Raw genomic sequence first — 21166 nt, 5'->3', positions numbered from 1 at the left:
CTAATGACTTGTGGGAGTAGGGATGTGCGTAGCAGTGTGAAAGCGGTTTTGGTCTGGCTGGTACTGATTGGTGCTGGCGGCATGGCCTGGGCGGAAGATATACAGCCCAGAATTATTGGTGGAACGGTGGCAAACCCGGGGGATTACCCGTTTTATACCGCTTTGATGGAGGGATTTTCCTGGTCAGGTGATGGTGGAGGAGAGCACTGGAATCCAGTGTGTGGTGGTTCATATATTGGCAATGATCTCGTGTTAACAGCCGCACATTGCGTAGATAACATCACCAACTCAAGTGAATTCGCGGTGCTGGTTGGCAATAACTCTGCGGATATGCAATATGAATTTTGTAAGTTGCTCTTTGCTGGGAGTGTTACGTGTGATACTTCAGACGATGAGTCACCTCCCAGTTCAAGCTTCACTGATGAACATTTCACGGGCTATCTCGCGTACGATAAAAATCAAAATGAAATTGTAGTGCCATCGCCCCGTAATAAGATATTTATTCACCCAGGCTACGTGGCTGGGTCTTTCAATAATGACGTAGCACTAATCTACATTGGCGCTAACAATGGCGTTGATTTTACAGACATCGATGTTTCCAACACCAGCAGTGACTGGACCAATCAAATCGGCTCTATGGTTAGAGTGATTGGTCATGGCAATACAGATGCGATGGAGACATCTACCGATCAGAACGTGGATAGCATACCAAGCGCCGATTTGTTGCAGGTGGATGTGACAGCAAGATTAGACTCTGAGTGCGATAACTACGGTTCAAATTTTAATACCAATACAATGCTCTGTGCGGGTAACCCCAATCCGATAGCTCCAATAAATGGCAAAGACTCATGTCAGGGTGACAGTGGTGGTCCACTCTTTATTAATGGTGGCCCTCAGGTAGGGATTGTCAGTTGGGGTGCTCCTTGTGCCTCTGCAAATGGTGTCTACACCGATGTGGCGGCCATGCGCCCCTGGATTAACGCAGCGGCACGCAACATCCTGGACGATTTTGACTTTCCCTTGTCAGTCAATTTTGGTTCGGCATCGGAAACCTTGTCTTCATCAAGAAGCTGGATCTTTACCAATACCTCAGGCGGGTCGATCGATCTCAGTAATTTCAATTTTTCGCAGTTGCCTAACGGACTGGATATGATCGGCAATGGATGTACTGGCACTTTGGCTGCTGGGGCCAGTTGCACCGTTCAATTCGAAGCCAATATGTCCGATGTGGGTACCTATAGACGGCCTTTTCAATTTCAGGCCAATAGTGAACCGTTGGAAGTGACACTGCTGGCTTCTGTGTCGAAGGCCAGTGGTGGCAACCGCTTCTCAGGCGGAGGCGGCGCCTTCTCCCCCTGGTGGCTGTTGCTTGCAGCACCTCTGCTGATGTTTCGCAGAACCCGCAAGGGCCCTTTGGCTCTGGTTCTGCTTTCAACGCTGGGCCTGGCGGCCTGCTCTTCGAACCCCTTTGCGTCCGAGCCCCCGGAAGTGGTGTTTAACCCGGCCATTACCGAAGAGGGCCTCGAGTTCTCGGTAATGTCGAATGGTTGCACGCAAGAGAACCACTTGCTGCTGAGAGTGAAGGGCGATGAAGTGGAAGTGGTGCGAACCCAGCCGGATATGTGCCGGGCGACACCGCAGTTGAAGCGCTTTGTGATGCCATTGCCAGAACAGGAGTCTGTCTGGCAACTGGAAAACCCGGTGCGCTATTCAAACCGGGTGAGTCGTGAGGCGGCTAACTAAAGCGGTTTGCAGGATTTAACGGGCCGAGGCAAAGGCCCGTATTTCCGTTTCGACCTGGTTGTGGTCTGTCATATGAATACAGTGGCCTTCGGTATCCAGTATTTTGAGGTGCCCATCCGGCAGGTGGTCGGTGACGTATTGGCCCACTTTTACCGACGCCAAAGAATCGATCCGGCTTTGCAGTACCAGGGTCGGGGTTGTGCAATTCGGCAATACACTCCGGTAGTCTGAAAAGAAGGTGGCTTTGGCAAAGGTTTTGGCCACCAGCGGGTCGGTGGAGCAAAAACTGCCGGAGAGCTCGTGAACGAACTGGGGACCGGCCCGGCTTCCCATCACCAGGGGCGCTAGGTAGTTCGCCCAGCCGATGTAGTTTTTGTCCATCAGGTCGATCAGTTCTTCCAGATCATCCCGTTCAAAGCCGCCTTCGTACTCTGGTGGGTCGTTCAGATAATAGGGCGACGGGCATACCATGACGAGCTGGCTGACACGCTCTGGCACCTTAATGGCCGCCAGCATGCCAATGACGGAGCTGACCGAATGCCCGATCAGGGTGACACCGGTAAGGTTCAGGGCTTCCAGAATATCGGTAATATCGTCGGCGTAGCCTTCCAGCGTGGCGTAGCGGGTTGAATTGAACGCCGACAAGTCTGATTCACCAGAGCCGACATAGTCGAAGGTGACGATGCGGTAATCGCGCTGCATCGTGTCAGTCACAAAGCGCCACATGGTCTGGTCGCACCCGAAACCGTGTGCAAACATCAATACCCGTTCACCATTTCCGAAGACTTTAACGTTGTTGCGTTGTCTGATGAAAACATCGTCCATTTGTACTTCCTATTCCGGCCAGAGCGAGTGTTTAGGGTTTCGTCGAGGCGGGTCTGCCCGTCAGCCAGGTTTCGATCGATTCTCCGGGCATGGGACTGGCAATGTGATACCCCTGGCCTGTCTGGCAGCCCAGTTGAAGTAAGGCTGCTTGCTGATCGGCGCTTTCAATCCCCTCGGCGATGGCTTTGCAATCGAAGGCTTTGGCGAAGCCAATAATGCCTTTGATGATGGCAATGTTACTCGGGTTGGTTAACATATCCTGCACGAAGCTCCGGTCGATCTTGAGTATATCGACGGACAGGTCTTTAAGGTGAGACAGCGTCGAATAGCCGGTACCAAAGTCGTCCAGAGACACCAGTAAACCCATGCGCCGGCAAGAGGCGATGACGTTGGCGATGTTCATGCTGTCATCAATTGCGCAGGTTTCGAGCAGTTCAAGTTCAAAATGCTGCCGGGGCAGGTCAGGGTAGCGATACAGGAGTGCGGTGAGCCGTTCAAGAAATTGCGGGTCCATTAATTGAAAACCGGAAACGTTCACGCTGACTGGCAGCGGTAACCCACGCTGGTGCCATTGGGTGGCTTGCTTTAGTGCCGTGTCGATAACCCAGTCGCCCAGTTCCAGTTCGATTTGCTGGTTCTCAATGTGCATTAGAAAGTCGCCTGGCATCAGCAAGCCCCGATTGGGGTGTTGCCAGCGAATCAGCGCTTCCAGCCCGATGACGGTGCCTGACTTAAGGTTTATTTTCGGCTGGTAATGCAGCAAAAACTGGTTGAGTTCTATGCCCTGTCGAATCTGGGCGGTCAGTTCGTGTTGAGTTCTCTGGGAGTTTTCCCAATCGGGGTCGAACCAGCGAATCTGGTTCTTTCCCGCCAGCTTGGCTTTGTACATGGCCTGATCAGCCTGTCGAATCAGTTGCTCGGATTCGACGGAGGAACGTTGGGGGTAGTGGGTAGCACCGGCGCTGGCGGATACCGACAGGGTGTTGCCGTTAATCTGAAAAGGCGTGTTTAACTGATTGACGATGCGCTGAATCATCAGCGTATTGGTGTTGGCTGTATCGGCGGTTTGCTGAAGCAATACCACATACTCATCACCGCCATAACGGGCTACCAGGTCCGAGGCGCGCAAACTCCGTGCGAGCCTCTGACCAACCGCTTTGAGAAACTGGTCGCCCACCGCATGGCCGTAGGTATCATTGATCGACTTGAAGCCGTCGAGGTCAATAAACAGGACTACAAATTGGCTTTGCGCCAGCGTCGGGTTGCTCATGCGTTCGGTCAGGTATTGGGTCACCGATAAACGGTTGGGCAGACCGGTAACATCGTCAGTAACCGTTCGCGCTTCCAGAAACCGGGTTTTTTCTTCGAGCAGATTGCGCGCATCGATCAATTCCTGGAACAGCTTGTCGCGCTGCGAAGCGTTGATGAAGGTCCAGTGCACCCGATTGTTGTCTGTTTCATCCCGGCGAATGTTGGTGACTACAGATCGCTTGCTGCCATCAGCGGCTTTTAGGGTCAGCTGAATTTCGTCGCACGCCCCTTCTTTAAGCAGCAGCGGTGCGATATAGCTTTCAAACAGAATGCAGGATGCCAGCGTGAATATGTCGAACAGCGGAGTGCCGCCCAGGTCGTCATGGCCCAGTTGCGCTAAGGCATAGCGGTTGGCATACAGTATGGAGCGTTCATTGTCAGTGACCAGGTAGCCAGAAGGCATCAGATCTAACGAACCCGGTGTACGGGCGATGTTCATGGTCTGCTCCAGTCGCTCAGCACTTCATTAGACGGCATACAGGCAGTTTAGCGGGTTTTTGGATTGGAGCCACCGTTGGGCCTGAAAAGCTTAGGGTGAGGCTGCTTCGGAGATAGACTTTCCATTCGATTTCATAATGCCAGGTGGCGGAACTCTGACGACTCCTGACTATAACGCCAGTATTGCTCAAACACATCGAGCTGCTGACGAACGGTGGCCCGGTCATCGTAATGAACAAAGCCAATGTAGCCTGTTTCTGAATTTCGGTACACCAGACCGCTGCGATCGCTGAGCAAAAAGGTGCCTTTCATCGGTTCAGTATCGAGGATCTCAGGGTTAATGACCCGAATCTCAATGCGCGACAGCCGTTTGATCAGGTCGAGCCAGGCATGACGGCCTTGTACTATTGGGCTGGTTTCGGTCACCAGAATACGAACCTTGCTGCGCCGGTTACGTATGGCAAACTGGCGCAGCGCGTCGGTGACGGCATCGCTGCCCAGCCAGTCGCGGTCGAGGTCGGTGCTCAGTACGGTCAGTTCTCGCCCGGTCTGGTTGATCAGCTCGACACTGTGTTCTATGAAGTCGTCCAGACTGTTCAGGCGAATTACGCCGGTATCACTGCGCTCGGTCATGGTTGGCCCCCCGCTTGGCAAACGATGGTTATTTTCGCATCGATACTTCGTTCAGTGAGTCCCGTATCGACAGAAAGCTGTGGTAGCGTCTGGGTAATAGTTTACCGGATTCCACTGCGGCCCGTACCGCGCAACCCGGTTCGGTTTCATGCGCGCAGTCACGGAATTTGCATCGCCCGGCCGCATCGTCGAGCTCTGGAAAGCCCTGGAACAGGCTGTCGGTTTCAACGTGCCAGAGTCCGAATTCGCGAATGCCGGGGCTGTCGATCAGGTTGCCTGCGCCGGGAATGTGGTACAGCGCCGCCGTTGTGGTGGTGTGCTTACCCTTGCCGGTGGCTTCGGAGATGGCACCCACGCGAATGACTTCATCGGGCAGCAGGGCGGCGATGATGGACGATTTGCCCACACCGGACTGACCTACGAAGACTGAGTTGCCGTCGGCTACCAGGGCGCGAATGGCCTGCATGCCTTCTTCGGTCTGGGCGGAGACGGCGTGGGTCTCATAGCCGAGGTCGCGGTATTCTTCCATTTCCCGCACCATATCGGGTGCCTGATCAAGCTGGTCGGATTTGTTCAGCAGGATAATGGGGTGAATCTCATCGTGGGCGGCGGCGACCAGGTAACGGTCGATCAGGTTGGCCGGGGTGCGCGGCGTGGGCGCGGCGACGATGATGATTCGATCGATGTTGGAGGCGACCGGCCGCAGCTGGCCGCGTGAATCGGGTCGGCTAAGCAGGGTGCGGCGTTCTTCGGTGGCGACGATTACGCCGCCTTCCTGCGGGTCTGGCTGCCAGATTACCTGATCGCCGGTCACCAGAGGGGGCAGGTTGCTGCGTTTGTGGCAGCGTACTGTGGTGCCATCTTCGGCTTCCACCTCGGTGGTTATACCGTAGTGCGCGATTATGAGCCCGCGCCGAGCTTCGCCCAGTTCACCGCCTTCCAGTTGGGATTCGATTTTGTCGGCCTTTTTCTGGGCACGAGCCAGTCGTTCGTCCTGTACTTTTTGTATTCGGTGCTGTTGCTGACGAGTCAGCTTGCGTTTACTCATAAATCGACGGTGCTTCTCAGTGTTTATTCAAGTTTCGGGTAGTCCCGGGTGGTTCTGGCTCGCGGCGGCTGCCGGCGATGCCTCTGCGGGGTCGGCGTAAATCCGTCCATGGAGCCTAGACCGCAGCATCCCTGCTGCGGACTTCCCCGCAGAGACACCACCGGCATCCACCGCTGGTCTTCAGCAAACTCAGTGCTTTTAGATAAGTTATACTCTAGCCACATTCTACTCCCTAAACCCCTCCCGGGGGGCACAAAAGGCTATTTGAGATGGATAAAAAATCGAACCTGATCTGGGTTGACCTGGAAATGACCGGTCTGAACCCGGATACCGACCGCATTATCGAGATCGCCACCGTGGTGACCGATAAAGACCTGAATGTCATCGCCGAAGGCCCGAACCTGGTGGTTCACCAGAGCGATGAAGCGCTCGATGCTATGGACGAGTGGTGCACCACGCACCACGGCGAATCCGGTCTGACGCAGCGGGTGAAAGACAGCAAGTTGTCCGACGCGATGGCCGAAGCGGAAACCCTGGCGTTTCTGAAAGAGTGGGTGGAGCCGGGTGCGTCGCCGCTGTGCGGTAACTCAATCTGGCAGGACCGGCGGTTTCTGGTGCGATACATGCCGCATCTCGATGCGTTTTGCCACTACCGTAATATTGATGTCTCCACCCTTAAGGAGCTGGCCCGCCGCTGGCGCCCCGAGGTGTTGGATGGCTTTCACAAGAAGGGTAGCCACCGGGCGCTGGATGATATTCTGGAATCTATCGGTGAATTGAAGCACTACCGTGAGCATTTCATTCGGTTGGACTGAACGGTCCAAACAACGCCTGTTGTTTATGTGTCGTCCGGGCCCCATGTCTGCCCTTCAGGGTCAGTTACGGGCAGGGAATGGATACAAGGCGTTATGAATAAAGTCACCATCATTGGAAATGGCGGAGCCGGGAAGTCGACCCTGGCTCTGGCGCTTGGCAGGCGCACTGGCCTGCCCGTCCATCATCTGGACCAGGTGATCTGGCAGCCCGATTGGCAGGCGGTTTCTGAAGAGGCGTTTTTGCAAGCGCATGATGACCTGGTGGCCGGGGAATCCTGGATCATCGAGGGGGTTGGCTATGACTCAACCATCGCCGACCGGTTTGCGCGCTCCGATGCCATTGTTTACCTTGATTTTCCAATCGCCGTGCATTTTTGGTGGGCCATCAAACGTGGTGTGAAATCGGTGTTTGTGACACCAGCTGGTTGGGCAGAGGGTTGTCAGCCGCTGACAAAACTGATCCCTATGCTCAGGATTATTTGGCATATTCACAGCACGACCCGCCCTTATTTACGCTCGTTACTGGCCCGGCAGGAGAGCGGAGTTTCAATACATCACCTGCGTAGCCCTCGTGAATTGAAGCGGTTCTATGAGTTTTATTGCGAGGGGTAAACCCTGGTATTCCTGTTATTCCACTGTCGTAGCCAGTACCCCGCCTCTCTTCCTGCGTTCCTCAAAGCTCTGAAAAATCATCCTGCAGATTGTTCTGTTTGCCGGCCGTCTGGCCTGCGACTCCCTAGGCGGAAAACCTTAAAAACGAGCCTGGGATTTCTCTGACCCAATGCAATTCACCGTTTTAAGGGCCTAAATTGGTATTATTTTTAGAACGAAACGGTATTGTCTGGTGATCGAAGATGTAAATACCGCTGTTTATTGGCCTAAAGTGTGAATTGGTCAGCAAAATTCGATGGCTTATTTTTCGAACCACCCCGGTTGGTGGCTATATTTTGACCATCCAATCTCTAAAGGTATTAGATTGGTTATATAAGTATTAAGTGAGCTGAGATCACTTGGCCAACCGAAAAATAACAAAAGGAAGGTTCATATTATGAAGCATCAACGAGTCTTACTGGGCTTGAGCACGGCCCTATTGAGCACCGGTCTGATGGCTGCGCCTGCACAACCCAACCTGAGCTGGTTGCCAGCCAGCCTCGACGATGGCAGCAACACCAACATTGCCTGGAATGTCTGGTGGGGTGAAAACGGTTCTTCCTGGACACTGTCTGATAACGGCAATCCAATTTGCCAGAGCAGTCTTACCCGCAATGACCCGAACCCGCAGAACGCCAGCTGTACCGTAGACCTAGCCGCTGGCAGTCACGAGCTGGTGGTGGAGTTGTGCAATGACAGTGGGTGCACCACCAGTGGCGCGACTACGGTTACCGTTGCCGGCAGCGGCGATGACGATGATGGTTCTGGCGACTGGGACCCGGCCGACCTCGACATGACTGGCTGGCCGCACCCGCTGAAGCAAAACAACCAACCCTATGACACCCAGGCAAGTGGCAAGCAGGTGGGCGCCTATTTCGTTGAATGGGGTATTTACGGTCGTGATTTTCAGCCAGCGGATATTCCGGCTGAAAACATCACGCATCTCTATTATGGCTTTATCCCGATTTGCGGGCCGAACCAGTCGTTGGCCGACGCCAACCCTAGTGGTTACAGCGCGCTGCAGAGCCAGTGCAGTGGCAAGCAGGATTACGAAGTGGTGGTGCACGACAAGTTTGCCGCGCTGGAAAAGTCCTATCCAAATGACCGTTGGGACCAGCCGGTTCGCGGTACCTTTGCTCAGCTGTACCGTCTGAAGCAGGCGCACCCTGATATCACCATTCTGCCCTCCGTTGGCGGCTGGACGCTGTCGGATCCGCTCTATGATATTGGAACAGACCCGGCCGCGCGCGCCATCTTCATTGAGTCGATGATCGGCTTCATTCGCCAGTATGACTTCTTTGATGGCATCGACATCGACTGGGAATTTCCAGGTGGCGGTGGCGCCAACCCCGCCCTTGGCAGCCCCGCAGACGGCCAGGGTTTCGTGACCCTGATGCAGGAATTGCGCGTCGCACTGGATGAGCTGGAAGTCGAAACGGGCCGTCAGTATCAACTGACTGCGGCCATGAGCGGTGGTGTTGAGAAATTGCAGGCCGTCGGCGACGGCTGGGCAGACGCCGCCCAGGTGATGGATCACATCAACCTGATGACCTACGACTACTACGGCGCCTGGAATAACGTGCTGGGCCACCAGACCGGCCTGTATCCGGCACCCGATGCCGCCATGCAAGGCTTCAGCGCCCACGAAGCTGTGCAGTACATGCTCAGTGAAAATGTGCCGCCGCAGAAGCTGAGTCTGGGCGTTGCCATGTACGGTCGCGGTTGGAAGGGCGTCAGCGGTGGCCAGCCCGATTACCCCTTCACAGGCACCGGTGGCAGTGCCATTGAAGGCAGCTGGGAAGCGGGCATTCAGGATTACAAGGACATTGAAGCCGAGGTGATGGGCGGTCCGTCTGGTTCGGGTATTAACGGCTACCAGGTTTTCTGGGATGACATTGCCCAGGGCAGTTACGCCTGGAACTATGCCGATGGAAAACTGCTGACCTTCGATACCCAGCGCTCTGTTGAGGCCAAGGGTAACTATGTCCTGCAAAACAACCTGGGTGGCCTCTTTGCCTGGGAAATCGATGCGGACAACGGCCACCTGCTGAATTCCATGAATTCAGGGCTGGGGCATCCGGGCCAGTAACCTCTTTCACGCTTCCTGAAGCCCTTGCCGCCATGGTGAGGGCTTCCACTTCTTTTTCACCAAACAACGGCAAATGGATCACTCATGAAAACTCACCTTACCCTGAGCGCGTGGCTGGGCGGCCTGGTGCTGGCTGGCTCGGCAGCGGCTTACGACTGCAGCGGCCTGCCCGACTGGGATGCCACCACGGCCTTCAGTGGCGGAGACCAGGTGCACTATGATGACATCGCCTATCAAGCCAACTGGTGGACGCAAAACCAGAACCCGGCCGACCACAGCGATCAGTACCAGGAATGGACGGTGCTGGGCAGCTGTGAAACCACCGGCCAGAATCAGCCACCCAGTGTCAGCCTGACGAGCCCTGCAGCCAGTGACGATATTCAGCCTGGCGATACCGTTAATTTTACCGCAGAGGCGAGCGACAGTGATGGTGTTGTTACCGGCGTGGAATTCTTTGTCGACGGCACACCTATCGGTATTGATACCAGTGACCCTTATCGGTTCGACTGGGTCGCCGAAGCGGGCACCGTTAGTGTTTTTGCCCGTGCCACCGACGACGCCGGCGCCACGACCGACAGCACAGCGGTCAGGCTCAGCATCGGTGAAGACCCGATAGCCCGTGGTTGCCGGCCTGAAGGTCTGCACCAGACGGCGGGCGTCGAAGTGCCTTATTGCACGGTCTATGATGACAGCGGCCGCGAAGCGCTGGGCGACACGCACCAGCGTCGGATAATCGGTTACTTCACCTCCTGGCGCACGGGCAAGAACGGCCAGCCAGCCTACCTGGCCAGTGACATTCCCTGGCAGAAGCTTACTCACATCAATTACGCCTTCGCACACATCAACGACCAGAACGAACTGTCGGTTGGTGACACCAGCGACCCGGGCAACCCGGCCACCGGCCTGACCTGGCCCAATGTTTCGGGCGCGGAGATGGACCCGAGCCTGGGCTACCAGGGTCACTTCAACTTGCTGAATCAATACAAGGCACAGTACCCGCACGTTAAAACGCTGATTTCGGTTGGCGGCTGGGCCGAAACCGGTGGGTATTTCGACAGCACCGGTCAGCGCGTCGACAACGGCGGTTTCTACACCATGACCACCAACGCCGACGGCAGTGTCAACTACGCAGGCATTGAAACCTTCGCCAACTCAGCGGTCGATTTTATCCGCACCTATGGTTTCGACGGTGTCGACATCGACTACGAATACCCAACCTCCATGAGTGGTGCCGGCAACCCGCTGGATTTTGATTACGCCGATAGACTGCGTGGTGATTTGTGGAGCTCCTATCAGGTGTTGATGAAAACACTGCGGGAAAAACTGGACCAGGCGAGCGCTGAAGACGGCCAGCATTACCTGCTGACCATTGCCGCCCCCAGCTCAGGCTATCTGCTGCGCGGTATGGAAGACTTCGACGTCACCCCCTACCTCGATTACGTCAACATCATGACCTACGACCTGCACGGTGCCTGGAACGAATACGTTGGTCACAATGCCGCACTGTACGACACCGGTGAAGACGCAGAACTGGCCGCCGCCAACGTTTATGGCACCGCACAGTATGGTGGCATTGGCTACCTCAATACCGACTGGGCGGTGGCGTATTTTCGGGGTGCCATGAGTGCCGGGCGCATCAACATTGGCGTTCCCTATTACACCCGGGGCTTTCAGAACGTTCAGGGTGGCACCCATGGCTTGTGGGGCACGGCCGAACTGCCTGACCAGGCCGGCTGCCCGACCGGTACGGGCGTCAATAGCCCCTGCGGTTATGGCGCGACCGGCATCGATAACCTCTGGCACGACAAAGACGAACAGGGCAACGAACTGGGGGCCGGCTCCAACCCCATGTGGCACGCCAAAAACCTGGATGCAGGCATCGTTGGCCGTTACGTCAGTGATTACGGGTTTGATCCGCAGATGAACCTGAGCGGCACCTATGAGCGCCACTACGATAGCCTGGCCGAAGCCCCCTGGTTATGGAATCCGGATACTCGGGTCTTTCTCAGTACCGAAGACGATCAATCCATGAACGCCAAGGTGCAGTACGTTATCGATCAGGGCATTGGCGGCATCATGTTCTGGGAGCTAGCGGGCGACTACGGCTGGCATCCGCAGCGGGGCGATAACGGCGAGTACTACATGGGCACGACCCTGACGGACATCGCCTACAACGCCTTCGCCGGTGCCGATGGTTACGACACCGAACAGGCCGGTAACCTGGCACCCCCGAGCGAGGCCATCAACGTTACCGTTGAGATCAGTGGCTTTAAAGTGGGCGATAACAACTACCCGATCAACCCGACACTGACGCTGACCAACCGCACTGATGTCGAAATCCCTGGCGGCACCGACGTCAGCTTCAACATGCCGACCTCGACCTCAAGCACCATCTCCGACCAGAGTGGCGCCGGTCTGACGGTACTTGAAGATGGCAGTAACGCCGCCGGCAATAACATCGGCGGGTTGGACGCAACCTTTCACCGTGTCGGTTTCAGCTTGCCAGCCTGGCAGGCGCTGGCCCCTGGTGAAGCTGTCGACATTAAACTGAACTACTACCTGCCGGTCGCCGGGCCCGCCGGGTACCGCCTGCATCTCGGTGGTAACGAGTACGGCCTGGCGCAAGAACACCCGGAATTGCCCGTCGTTACACCCGCTTCGGATTAGCGGGCCAAGACTTCTAGGCCTCTGTCCAGACAGGGATGCCCATCCCTGTCTGGCCCTTCCGGAATCAATGAGAGTTGTCGATGCTGACGTTCGATTTGCACGATACCGTTTCCACTCTGGCTAGTGAAAACCCTCAAATACGACTAGAATCGCCGTCCATCGATTAACCAACCCGGTATTATCCCATGGGCAGAGCCTACCAGAACCGCAAAGAATCCATGGCCAAGACGTCGGACATGAAAGCCAAAGTCTACAGCCGTTACAGCCGTGAAATTTACATGTGTGCCAAATCCGGTGGCATCGAGCCCACCGGTAATCTGGCGCTCGCTTCCCTGCTGGAGCGGGCCAAGAAAGACCAGGTGCCAGCGCACGTGATCGACAAGGCCATTACCAAAGCCGCCGGCGGCGGCGGTGAAGACTTCGCGGTGGCCCGGTACGAGGGCTTTGGGCCGGGTAACACCATGATCATCGTCGACTGTCTGACCGATAACCCGAACCGTACCTATGGCGATGTACGCACCTGTTTCAACAAAGTAAAAGCCAAACTCGGTGCCTCGGGCGCCGTCAGCCATTTGTTCGACCACGATGCGATTTTCAGCTTCTCCGGACCGGACGAGGATGCCGTACTCGAAGCCCTGGCCGAGGCCGATGTCGATGTGTCTGATATCGAAGCCGAAGACGGCGTGATCACGGTATTTGCCCCCCACACCGAATACGCCAAAACCCGGGATGCGCTTAAGAGTGCGTTCGACGGGATCGAATTCGAGGTCGATGAAGTCCAGTTCGTGCCGCAGATGACGACCGCGATTGAAGGGGCCGACGTCGAGCAGTTCGAGAAAATGCTGGATATGTTGAACTTTCTGGACGATGTGCAGCACGTGTTTCACAACGCAGAATATTGACAGACCCCTCAATTTTCGGGAGTGTCCTGTCACTCTCACTCACTAACAGTACTGACAGGACACTCACGCCATCATGACTTCTGTAATTATCGGCCCTTTCAGTTTGCCCATTGGCTACATCATGCTGATGCTGGCGTTTGGCATCGCGATTCTGGTCGGCAGCCTGGTGGGTCGGCGTACCCGCAGCTCGGTGATCTCGAAGCTGGGTGATATTTTCCTGGTCACGGTCGTTGTGGCGCGCCTGGGTTTTATCATCCGTTATTTCGAGTTCTATCGGGACGACTGGCTGGGCATGGTCGACATTCGTGACGGCGGCTTTGACCCCTGGTTTGGTCTGGCCGGTACGATTCTGATGGCCCTGTTCTGGTATTGGCGCCATGCCGATGTGCGTAAGCCTCTGGCCATTGCCGTCAGCGCCGGCGTGGTTGCCTGGCTCGGCATCTGGAGCGGGGTACAGATGGTGGGTTACCCCAATGTGGATGTGCCGGAGCTTGAACTGGTGGACTTGCAAGGCGAGCCGCATAACCTGGCAGTCGTGGGTGCCGGCGGCCCGAGAGTGGTTAACCTCTGGGCCACCTGGTGCGGCCCCTGTGTACGGGAGATGCCGGTGCTGGAAGCCGCGCAGGAAGAGTACCCGGACATCACCTTCATCTTCGTCAACCAGGCTGAGAGCCCGGCCCGGGGGCTGGAATTCCTGAGCGAGCAGGGCCTGAATCTGCGCCACAGCTATTACGACCTGCGAGCCGAGTTACCGGCAATCATTCAAAGCCGGGGCCTGCCAACCACCCTGTTTTATGATGCCGATGGCACCCTGCAAGACACCCACGCCGGTGAGCTATCCCGCGCGACCCTGGCCCAGGGGTTGGCTAAGATTCTGCCAGATAATTAACTCGAGTTTCGGAGTTCGCGGTCGGCTTTGCTGCCAGTCGTCCGCACCGGCCACCAGGTAGGGCTATAGAGGGTCGGCGTGAACCCTTCCATGGGGCCTGGACCGCAGCATCCATGCTGCGGACCACCCTCGATAGCCCTACCTGGCACCCGGTGCTTACCCTTTACTAGCGAACTCCGAAATTCGAGTTAATTATGTTCCCGCCTGAGTGCGAAAGCCCTTTGGTGTTGCGCCTGTCAAACGTTTAAAGAATCTTGAAAAATACGCTGGATCAGAAAAGCCAAGCTCATCGGCTATCTGGTTGATGGTCAGAGCGCTGTAAACCAGCCTCCGTTTGGCTTCCAGGATCTGACGTTCGTGAATCAGCGCCAGGGCGGGTTTGTTGACCGCCTGGCGGCAGATCGAGTTCAAATGGTTGGCGGTGATGCCTATGTCGTTTGCGTAGTCGGCCACACCTCGTGGTTCCCGGAAGTGCGCTTCAATCAGGTCGGTGAAACGACCGAAATGATCCTGGGTTGCCGGGGTGTCGTGTGTGTCTCGGGGTCGGGCCTGACGCAGCAGCCAGACGAACAGGCTGCTGAGCAGCGATTCCAGTAACACCTGCCGGCCCAGTCCATCGCGCTGGTATTCCTGATTGATGATTTCGAACAAGCGCTCAATGTCGCTGCGTCGCTGAGAGACCGAGATACGATGGCGCACGAACTCGCTGAAAAACGCATGCAACTCGGGTAATGACTGCGCCAGCTTGTGCACCAATGGGTGCGCCAGCGTCAGTACATAGCCCGCGGCCTTGGGCCCGAACGCAAAGCCATGAATCGACATCTCGGGCACGATCACCAGGCTGCCTGCTTCCAGGTGGTATTGCTGGGCATCCTGTTGCAGCACCGCATCACCCGCATTCAGATACAACAGTTGGTACAGGCCCCGGTGCCGGTGCGGTTTGATCACCCAGTCGTGCAGGCGGCTGCGGTCTGCAATGGCTTCGCAATGCAGCAGATCCGGTGTCAGCCAGGCGGTTTGTTCGCCATAGAGCTTGAAGACGGGAATGGATTTCGCTTCGGCCATGAGCGTTGGCTTCTGGTAAATGGATGGTTAATTGTGCCGCTATCCATCAAAAGTACAAGAAAAACCCAGTTTTGTTCCTTCTTTTGCCCCCTGTATCGACTAAAAATACCAGCATAAGAAATGGCAGCCTCCAAAATAACCGGGCAGCGGTGCCCGGATGCCTGCTATGCATCTCATCGACAGGAGTACAGAACATGAAAACCCAAGTCGCGATTATTGGCGCTGGCCCCTCGGGCCTGTTGCTCGGCCAGTTGCTGCACCGCAAAGGCATCGACAACGTGATCATCGAGCAGCGCAGTGAAGAGTACGTGCTGGGCCGCATTCGTGCCGGCGTTCTGGAGCAGGGCATGGTCGACTTGCTGCGCGAAGCCGGCGTCGATGAGCGAATGGACCGCGAGGGCCAGGTTCACGAAGGCTTTCACCTGTCGTTCGACAACCGGCTGGAGCGAGTTGATCTGAAAAAGTATTCCGGTGGCAAAACCGTTATGGTTTACGGCCAGACCGAGGTCACCAAAGACTTGATGGACGCGCGGAAAGAAGCGGGTGCCCTGTCGGTTTACGAAGCCGAAGACGTTGCTCTTCACGGCATCGATACCGATACACCCACGGTCACTTTCGTCAAAAACGGTGAAAAAGTTACCCTCGAATGCGACTATATAGCCGGGTGCGATGGCTACCATGGTGTCTCCCGAAAAACCGCGCCGAAAGATGTACTGAAAACGCACGAACGCATCTATCCGTTCGGCTGGCTGGGTGTGTTGTCCGATACACCGCCGGTCGATGAAGAACTGATTTACGCCAACCACGAACGCGGTTTTGCCCTCTGTTCCATGCGCTCCAGTACCCGCAGCCGCTATTACATTCAGGTAGAGCTGGATGAAAAAGTGGAAGACTGGTCTGACGAGCGGTTCTGGGAAGAACTGAAACGTCGCCTGCCCGAAGATGTAGCTGCCCGTTTGGTTACCGGCCCATCCATCGAAAAAAGCATCGCACCATTGCGCAGTTTTGTGGCCGAGCCGATGAAATTCGGTCGCATGTTCCTGGTCGGTGATGCGGCGCACATTGTGCCGCCCACAGGCGCCAAAGGGCTGAACCTCGCCGCCAGCGATGTGTATACCCTGTACCATGCCATGATTGCCGCCTATCACGATGGCAAGCCAGAATTGCTCGACAAATACTCCGACATCGCCCTGCGCCGCATCTGGAAAGCCGAGCGTTTCTCCTGGTGGATGACGTCGATGATGCACAAGTTTGATGAGAACACGTTCAATCAGAAAATGCAGTTGGCCGAGCTGGATTACTTTACCGGGTCGGAAGCAGGGCTGACGGTGATTGCGGAGAATTACGTGGGTTTGCCGTACGAGAAGGTTGAATAAAAAAAGAGGTAACCTGCTCACTTAGCAAATGGCGGTCGGTGGCGTGTGAGTGGGCGTTGGTCCGCATGGACGCGGACCGCCGAGCTTACATGGAAGTACTTGCAGCGTCCCACTCACACGCCACCGGCCGTCGTTTGCGAACAAAAGCCACTAAATCCAATTCAACGGGCAGTAAAGGCAACCTCCCAGTCATCCTTACTCTTTGTCCACCATCTCTTCCCCGCAAAACCGACAAAATTCCGCATCGGCTTCGTGGCCGGTTTTTCCGCAGCCCGGGCAACTGCGATTGTCGCGTTGGACACGCAGTTGCGTGGCGAGTTCTGCGGTGTAGATGCCCGTGGGTACGGCGATGATGGCGTAGCCGATAATCATAACGGCGGTAGATAGAAATTGGCCGATCGGCGTGACTGGGGTTATGTCGCCATAGCCGACGGTGGTGAGCGTTACAATCGCCCAGTAGATGCTCTTGGGAATGGACGTAAACCCGGCTTCCGGCCCTTCGATCAGGTACATGAACGCACCGAACACCACGACCATGGTGACAACACTGTAGAGAAACACCAGTATCTTGCGTTTCCCTGCCCGTAAAGCCTGCATCAGCATTTCAGCTTCACTGATATAGTGAATCAGTTTTAGCACCCTGAACACCCGCAGTATTCGCAGGATGCGAATCACCAGCAAGGTATTGGCGCCTGGTATCAGTAAGCTCAGATAAGTTGGAATGATCGACAGCAAATCGACAATGCCATAGAAACTGGTCGCGTATTTCATCGGGTGGCGCACGCTGACCAGTCGCAGGCCGTACTCGATCGTGAACAATAGCGTGAAACCCCACTCGATGCCGATGAGCAGGGGACGGTAGTGCACTACTACAGCTCCCACGGTTTCGAGCATCACCGCAAGAACGCTGATAATGATCGCTAGAATCAGCACCACATCGAACAGCTTGCCGGCCTTCGATTCGGCACCGAAAATGACGTCATTCAGCGCCAGTCGCCAGTTTGCCAGTGGCTCTGGCGGTGCTTCTTCGGGTAACCGGTCCCGTGGTTCCGTGGCGCGTGGAATGTGGAACCGGTCGGTGCGTGGGTTCGGCATTAAAACGCTTCACCCACACTGATCGCAAACCCAAAGCTTTCCATGTCGACCAGGCCAAAATCGGCGCGAATGTTGAAGCGGGAATCGGCAATGGTGGAATAACGAATGCCGCCGCCGACACTGGTGTGGAAACGGTCTGCACCGAACTCGCTTAATTCACTGGCCACCTGGGCGGTATCGAGAAAACCGGTCACCGCCCAGCGCTGGGAGAGTGTCATCCGGTATTCCGATTGCAGGCCAAGTAGGTGATGATCGACCCAGAGATTGCCATCGGCACCGCGCAGGGTGCGTGCACCCGCCGGGCGAGGCAGGCGGCTGAAAGGCGTGGTTTCGCAACCGAAATCGTAATTGGCACCCAGCGCGATGACGTCATCCCCCAGGGCAATGTAATGGCCGACATCGGTTTCTATGGTACCGAAATTGTCGTCACTGCCCAGGAATTCGAAATACTGGCGGCCGGTGAAGCTCGCTTGTGAGCCTGCCGTCGGCCAGTCTCTGTCGTTGCGGGTATCCCAGCGCGCCGTCAGCCCGAGACCACTGTAAAAGCCGCCTTCAAATCCGCGCTGGTCGCTGCTCAGTAGCGGGTCGCTGGCATCGTCTTCTATCGATTCATTGTCGGCGAACACAAGGCCGCCGACTCGCAATGTGGGTGTCACCCGATAGGCTGCGCCGAACTCGGTTTCGATGGTGGTGAGGTCATAGATCTCCTCGTCATCGTCGAAACCGGTATCGTTACCCTGCTCGTAATAGGGCGTTGGCCAGTATTTGCCGCCCAGGGTGCCATACAGGTTCCAGTCGCCACCGGACACATAAAAATCGGGCCAGATATAAGCCTGGAACTGGCCTTTGGCGGTGCCTTGCAGCAACAGTTCCAGACGGTCCTGAGGCTGGTTCAGGCTCACTTGTTCAAACTGGCGCATCACATAGGCACCGTATTGAAAGCCGGTTTCAGGGCTTGAGCCAATGGCGGGCAGCAGCACCCAGTTAGCAGATTTCAGATTTTCAGCCTGAACCGAGCCAATAGCAGCAGTTAGGGTAAGCAGGGATAACGCTTTTATTTTCATGGCGCACTCGAGTCTGGGTAGCCGGAAACAGCCATCACTATAACCAGCCAGATCAGCGGCGAAAAGGTGAAAGCGGGAATTGGCGCTGTCTGAACCGGCTATTGTGACGCAGGTGACTGGAGAAGACCGGGTCGTTTGCCGATATACTGGCTGAATGATCACTGCAGTAGAGACAGTATGAACTCCGTATTGCTGACAGACCTGAATATTTGTGTGCTTGGCGATGGCATCGCCAGCGGCGAGGGAGACCCCGGACATCGCGGTTGGGCTGGCCCGCTGATCGACAGCGTTCGTGCAGGCCATGGGCCGTTGAACTACTACAATCTGGGCATCGTTGGCCAGAATAGTGAGGCTGTACTCGGGCGGCTGACTGAGCTGGAGCCACGGATGCCACTCGGTGCCGATAACCGGCTGATTCTGGCCTTTGGGCTGATGGATGCCGTGGGGGTGGGGGGCGCAGACCCGCTGCCGGCCAAAACCTCCTGGCAGAATCTGAGCACGCTGCTGAAACAGGTGCATGGGCATTACAAGCCGCTCCTGGTGGGGCCGCCTGCGGTTTACGATCCGGCGCACAATGCCCGGATAAAGCGCATTAATGGTGGCTTTCGTGAACTCTGCACCCGGGCCCGTGTCCCCTATGTTGACCTGTTTACCTCGCTTCAGGACGACGTCCAATACCGGCGCGAATTGAACCAGGGCGACCGCTTGCACCCGGGGCCCTTTGGTCACCGGAAAATATTCGATCTGGTCAGCAATGACCGCAGTTGGTGGTTTGGTTGAATTGCACGTTAAAAGCCCCTGTGTTTGCGGAACTTGAAGTCCGGAAAAGCCGGTTTCTGGCCTGGGTGGAGCCGGTGACCGACCGGGCTGCAGTGCAGGCACGCCTGGCTGAGTTGCGTAGCCAGTATTCCGATGCCCGGCATATCTGCTTTGCGTTTTATGTCGAGGGCGACAGCGGCATGAGTGACGACGGCGAACCCTCGGGCACGGCCGGAAAACCCATCTTCAATGTAATCAGTCACAAGCACCTGGTAAACGTGCTGGCGGTGGTAGTGCGTTACTTCGGGGGCGTCAAACTGGGGGCGGGTGGCCTGGTTCGCGCCTACGGTGGCGCTATTTCCCAGGCGCTGGACCAGGCCGAATGGGTGCCGGTTGAAACGCAGCACCCCTGGGTGTTTACCTGCCCGTTCGCATTGGAAAGCGAGCTGCGTCGGTTACTGGAACGCTACCAACTGCTGCCCGGGGGAGTTGAATACACCACCGGTGTGACCATGGAGGTGACGGTGCCTGATAGCCAGCTCGACGACCTTCGTCGCGATTTCTGCGCGCTGGCGCCACACCGAAATGATCTTTTTGAACATCGGGTAGGGGCGTCACCGGAGCTCGAATAGCTGCCGACATCCAGGCATTGATGATCGCCAGGTGAACTGTCTAGACCGTGTCAGCCTGCTCATGCTGCTCCAATGCCCAGCGAATATGCTCTTGAACCAGGGGGCTGGCATCCGGATAACGTCGTTGCAGGGCGGATACAATGGCCTCGCTGGTCGGTGCGTTGCCCAGGGCAACGGCCAGATTGCGTTGCCACTGCTCAAAGCCGATGCGGCGAATGGCGGAGCCCTCGGTGTTGCCCAGAAAGGTAGCTTCATCCCAGGTGAACAGAGTCAGAAGGCTGATGTTGTCCAGTGAATGACGGGGCTGGAAATCGGCTTCCCGGGTTGGCTCGCTGAAACGGTTGAACGGGCAGACGATCTGGCAATCGTCACAGCCATAAATGCGGTTGCCCATCTTGCTGCGCAGTTCAACCGGGATCGGGCCGCTGTGTTCGATGGTGAGGTAACTGATGCATTTACGGGCATCCAGTACCCCGGGCTCCACAAAGGCATCCGTCGGGCAGTCGGTCAGGCAGCGATTACAGCTGCCACAGTGCTGGCTTTCAAAGGGGGCGTCCAGTGGCAACGGCAGGTTGGTAAACAACTCGCCCAGAAAGAAGTAGCTGCCGGCCTCCTGGTTCAGCAACAGGGTATTTTTACCCAGCCAACCCATGCCACTTTGCTGCGCTAACTCGCGCTCCAGAACCGGCGCGCTGTCAACAAAGGCTCTGAAGCCGTGTTCTCCAACCCAGGATTCAATGGTTTTGCCCAGCTGGGTCAGGCGCTTGCGCATCAGCTTGTGGTAGTCACGGCCGAGTGCATAGCGCGAGATATAAGCCTGGTTTGGGTCATCCAGCACACCCTGCATATCGCCTTCGGGCCGGTAATCCATGCGCACGGAAATGGAGCGCAGTGAACCGGGGTGTAGCTCCGCCGCGTCGAAACGCTTGTCCAGATTGCGGGTCATCCAGTCCATGGTGCCGTGATAGCCCGCCTCCAGCCAGGCCAGATAGCTCGCCCGGTGGGCCTCAGTATTGCCGGTGCCAATGTGAGCCGCCTGAAACCCCAGAGCGGCTGCTTCAGATTTGATCCGTTGTGTCAGATGAACCAGATCGAGACTGGGAATGGCTTGGGTGTCAGCGGGCATGCGGCAAGGGCCAGTTTGGAAGCAGGGTGTAAAGTGTG

The 21166-nt window shown here is 56.4% G+C and carries 18 protein-coding genes; 10 read left to right on the top strand and 8 right to left on the bottom strand.

From position 1 onward, the window contains the following. Positions 1-24: 24 nt before the first annotated feature. Positions 25-1743, top strand: coding sequence for a trypsin-like serine protease (locus EP166_RS08900; RefSeq protein ID WP_220432531.1), 1719 nt, complete (start codon positions 25-27; stop codon positions 1741-1743). Positions 1744-1758: 15 nt separating this feature from the next. On the opposite strand, the gene EP166_RS08895 is transcribed toward EP166_RS08900, so the two are convergent. The 4 genes from EP166_RS08895 to rsgA all read right to left on the bottom strand — a co-directional run bounded on the left by EP166_RS08895 (position 1759) and on the right by rsgA (position 5998). Next, on the bottom strand, positions 1759-2568 hold the full coding sequence (locus EP166_RS08895) for an alpha/beta fold hydrolase (protein ID WP_127556476.1): 810 nt from the start codon (positions 2566-2568) through the stop codon (positions 1759-1761). A 31-nt stretch (positions 2569-2599) separates the two neighbouring features. After that, on the bottom strand, positions 2600-4318 hold the full coding sequence (locus EP166_RS08890) for a sensor domain-containing protein (RefSeq protein ID WP_127556475.1): 1719 nt from the start codon (positions 4316-4318) through the stop codon (positions 2600-2602). Between the two features lie 131 nt (positions 4319-4449). Continuing rightward, entirely contained in the window at positions 4450-4950 is a 501-nt protein-coding gene (locus EP166_RS08885) for a DUF7931 domain-containing protein (RefSeq protein ID WP_127556474.1), read from the bottom strand. 28 nt (positions 4951-4978) lie between these two features. Next, positions 4979-5998 carry a small ribosomal subunit biogenesis GTPase RsgA gene (gene rsgA / locus EP166_RS08880; protein ID WP_127556473.1) on the bottom strand — a complete coding sequence of 340 codons (1020 nt, stop codon included), beginning with the start codon at positions 5996-5998 and terminating at the stop codon, positions 4979-4981. 269 nt (positions 5999-6267) lie between these two features. On the opposite strand from rsgA, the gene orn reads away from it, so the two are divergent. From orn to EP166_RS08850, 6 genes are all read left to right on the top strand, one after another. After that, positions 6268-6813, top strand: a complete 546-nt coding sequence (orn, locus tag EP166_RS08875; protein ID WP_127556472.1) for an oligoribonuclease — start codon at positions 6268-6270, stop codon at positions 6811-6813. Between the two features lie 93 nt (positions 6814-6906). Next, positions 6907-7425: a P-loop NTPase family protein gene (locus EP166_RS08870; protein ID WP_127556471.1), complete on the top strand. Its 519-nt coding sequence runs from the start codon at positions 6907-6909 to the stop codon at positions 7423-7425. A gap of 436 nt (positions 7426-7861) precedes the next feature. Then, complete coding sequence (locus EP166_RS08865; protein WP_127556470.1) at positions 7862-9553, top strand: glycosyl hydrolase family 18 protein; 1692 nt, start codon at positions 7862-7864, stop codon at positions 9551-9553. A gap of 84 nt (positions 9554-9637) precedes the next feature. Continuing rightward, positions 9638-12220 carry a glycosyl hydrolase family 18 protein gene (locus EP166_RS08860; RefSeq protein WP_127556469.1) on the top strand — a complete coding sequence of 861 codons (2583 nt, stop codon included), beginning with the start codon at positions 9638-9640 and terminating at the stop codon, positions 12218-12220. 185 nt (positions 12221-12405) lie between these two features. Next, complete coding sequence (locus EP166_RS08855; RefSeq protein ID WP_127556468.1) at positions 12406-13122, top strand: YebC/PmpR family DNA-binding transcriptional regulator; 717 nt, start codon at positions 12406-12408, stop codon at positions 13120-13122. 73 nt (positions 13123-13195) lie between these two features. After that, entirely contained in the window at positions 13196-14011 is an 816-nt protein-coding gene (locus EP166_RS08850) for a TlpA disulfide reductase family protein (RefSeq protein ID WP_127556467.1), read from the top strand. Between the two features lie 192 nt (positions 14012-14203). Here the strand turns inward: EP166_RS08850 and EP166_RS08845 are convergent, their stop codons facing one another. Continuing rightward, positions 14204-15076 (bottom strand): helix-turn-helix domain-containing protein, encoded by an 873-nt coding sequence (locus tag EP166_RS08845; RefSeq protein WP_127556466.1) that lies wholly within the window; start codon positions 15074-15076, stop codon positions 14204-14206. Between the two features lie 194 nt (positions 15077-15270). On the opposite strand from EP166_RS08845, the gene pobA reads away from it, so the two are divergent. Beyond that, the gene (gene pobA, locus EP166_RS08840) at positions 15271-16452 is read left to right on the top strand and encodes a 4-hydroxybenzoate 3-monooxygenase (RefSeq protein WP_127556465.1); all 1182 of its coding nucleotides are present in this window, start codon (positions 15271-15273) and stop codon (positions 16450-16452) included. 195 nt (positions 16453-16647) lie between these two features. On the opposite strand, the gene EP166_RS08835 is transcribed toward pobA, so the two are convergent. Next, a complete protein-coding gene (locus EP166_RS08835) occupies positions 16648-17547 on the bottom strand; it encodes an ion transporter (RefSeq protein WP_127556464.1) in 900 nt (299 codons plus the stop codon). Then, entirely contained in the window at positions 17547-18611 is a 1065-nt protein-coding gene (locus EP166_RS08830) for a BamA/TamA family outer membrane protein (RefSeq protein ID WP_164743877.1), read from the bottom strand. The genes EP166_RS08835 and EP166_RS08830 overlap by 1 nt, the downstream gene beginning before the upstream one ends. A 177-nt stretch (positions 18612-18788) precedes the next feature. On the opposite strand from EP166_RS08830, the gene EP166_RS08825 reads away from it, so the two are divergent. Together EP166_RS08825 and EP166_RS08820 are read left to right on the top strand one after the other, a co-directional pair. Further along, the gene (locus EP166_RS08825) at positions 18789-19391 is read left to right on the top strand and encodes a GDSL-type esterase/lipase family protein (RefSeq protein ID WP_127556462.1); all 603 of its coding nucleotides are present in this window, start codon (positions 18789-18791) and stop codon (positions 19389-19391) included. After that, the gene (locus EP166_RS08820; RefSeq protein WP_127556461.1) at positions 19388-20002 is read left to right on the top strand and encodes an IMPACT family protein; all 615 of its coding nucleotides are present in this window, start codon (positions 19388-19390) and stop codon (positions 20000-20002) included. The genes EP166_RS08825 and EP166_RS08820 overlap by 4 nt, the downstream gene beginning before the upstream one ends. 40 nt (positions 20003-20042) lie before the next feature. On the opposite strand, the gene queG is transcribed toward EP166_RS08820, so the two are convergent. Further along, on the bottom strand, positions 20043-21128 hold the full coding sequence (gene queG / locus EP166_RS08815) for a tRNA epoxyqueuosine(34) reductase QueG (RefSeq protein WP_127556460.1): 1086 nt from the start codon (positions 21126-21128) through the stop codon (positions 20043-20045). Between the last annotated feature and the right edge of the window lie 38 nt (positions 21129-21166).

This window comes from Saccharospirillum alexandrii, assembly GCF_004000275.1.
Lineage (GTDB): Bacteria > Pseudomonadota > Gammaproteobacteria > Pseudomonadales > Natronospirillaceae > Saccharospirillum > Saccharospirillum alexandrii.
The sequence above is the reverse complement of the archived record's forward strand: the minus strand, read 5'-3'. Positions and strand labels throughout refer to the sequence as shown.

What these genes read in the sequence shown, in the direction of transcription:
- EP166_RS08855 (WP_127556468.1), top strand. Translation starts at nt 12,406, where the DNA reads ATGGGCAGAGCCTACCAGAACCGCAAAGAATCCATGGCCAAGACGTCG.
- EP166_RS08860 (WP_127556469.1), top strand. Translation starts at nt 9,638, where the DNA reads ATGAAAACTCACCTTACCCTGAGCGCGTGGCTGGGCGGCCTGGTGCTG.
- orn (WP_127556472.1), top strand. Translation starts at nt 6,268, where the DNA reads ATGGATAAAAAATCGAACCTGATCTGGGTTGACCTGGAAATGACCGGT.
- EP166_RS08825 (WP_127556462.1), top strand. Translation starts at nt 18,789, where the DNA reads ATGAACTCCGTATTGCTGACAGACCTGAATATTTGTGTGCTTGGCGAT.
- queG (WP_127556460.1), bottom strand. Translation starts at nt 21,128, where the DNA reads ATGCCCGCTGACACCCAAGCCATTCCCAGTCTCGATCTGGTTCATCTG.
- EP166_RS08865 (WP_127556470.1), top strand. Translation starts at nt 7,862, where the DNA reads ATGAAGCATCAACGAGTCTTACTGGGCTTGAGCACGGCCCTATTGAGC.
- EP166_RS08850 (WP_127556467.1), top strand. Translation starts at nt 13,196, where the DNA reads ATGACTTCTGTAATTATCGGCCCTTTCAGTTTGCCCATTGGCTACATC.
- EP166_RS08835 (WP_127556464.1), bottom strand. Translation starts at nt 17,547, where the DNA reads ATGCCGAACCCACGCACCGACCGGTTCCACATTCCACGCGCCACGGAA.
- EP166_RS08870 (WP_127556471.1), top strand. Translation starts at nt 6,907, where the DNA reads ATGAATAAAGTCACCATCATTGGAAATGGCGGAGCCGGGAAGTCGACC.
- EP166_RS08890 (WP_127556475.1), bottom strand. Translation starts at nt 4,318, where the DNA reads ATGAACATCGCCCGTACACCGGGTTCGTTAGATCTGATGCCTTCTGGC.
- rsgA (WP_127556473.1), bottom strand. Translation starts at nt 5,998, where the DNA reads ATGAGTAAACGCAAGCTGACTCGTCAGCAACAGCACCGAATACAAAAA.
- EP166_RS08885 (WP_127556474.1), bottom strand. Translation starts at nt 4,950, where the DNA reads ATGACCGAGCGCAGTGATACCGGCGTAATTCGCCTGAACAGTCTGGAC.
- pobA (WP_127556465.1), top strand. Translation starts at nt 15,271, where the DNA reads ATGAAAACCCAAGTCGCGATTATTGGCGCTGGCCCCTCGGGCCTGTTG.
- EP166_RS08845 (WP_127556466.1), bottom strand. Translation starts at nt 15,076, where the DNA reads ATGGCCGAAGCGAAATCCATTCCCGTCTTCAAGCTCTATGGCGAACAA.
- EP166_RS08895 (WP_127556476.1), bottom strand. Translation starts at nt 2,568, where the DNA reads ATGGACGATGTTTTCATCAGACAACGCAACAACGTTAAAGTCTTCGGA.
- EP166_RS08830 (WP_164743877.1), bottom strand. Translation starts at nt 18,611, where the DNA reads ATGAAAATAAAAGCGTTATCCCTGCTTACCCTAACTGCTGCTATTGGC.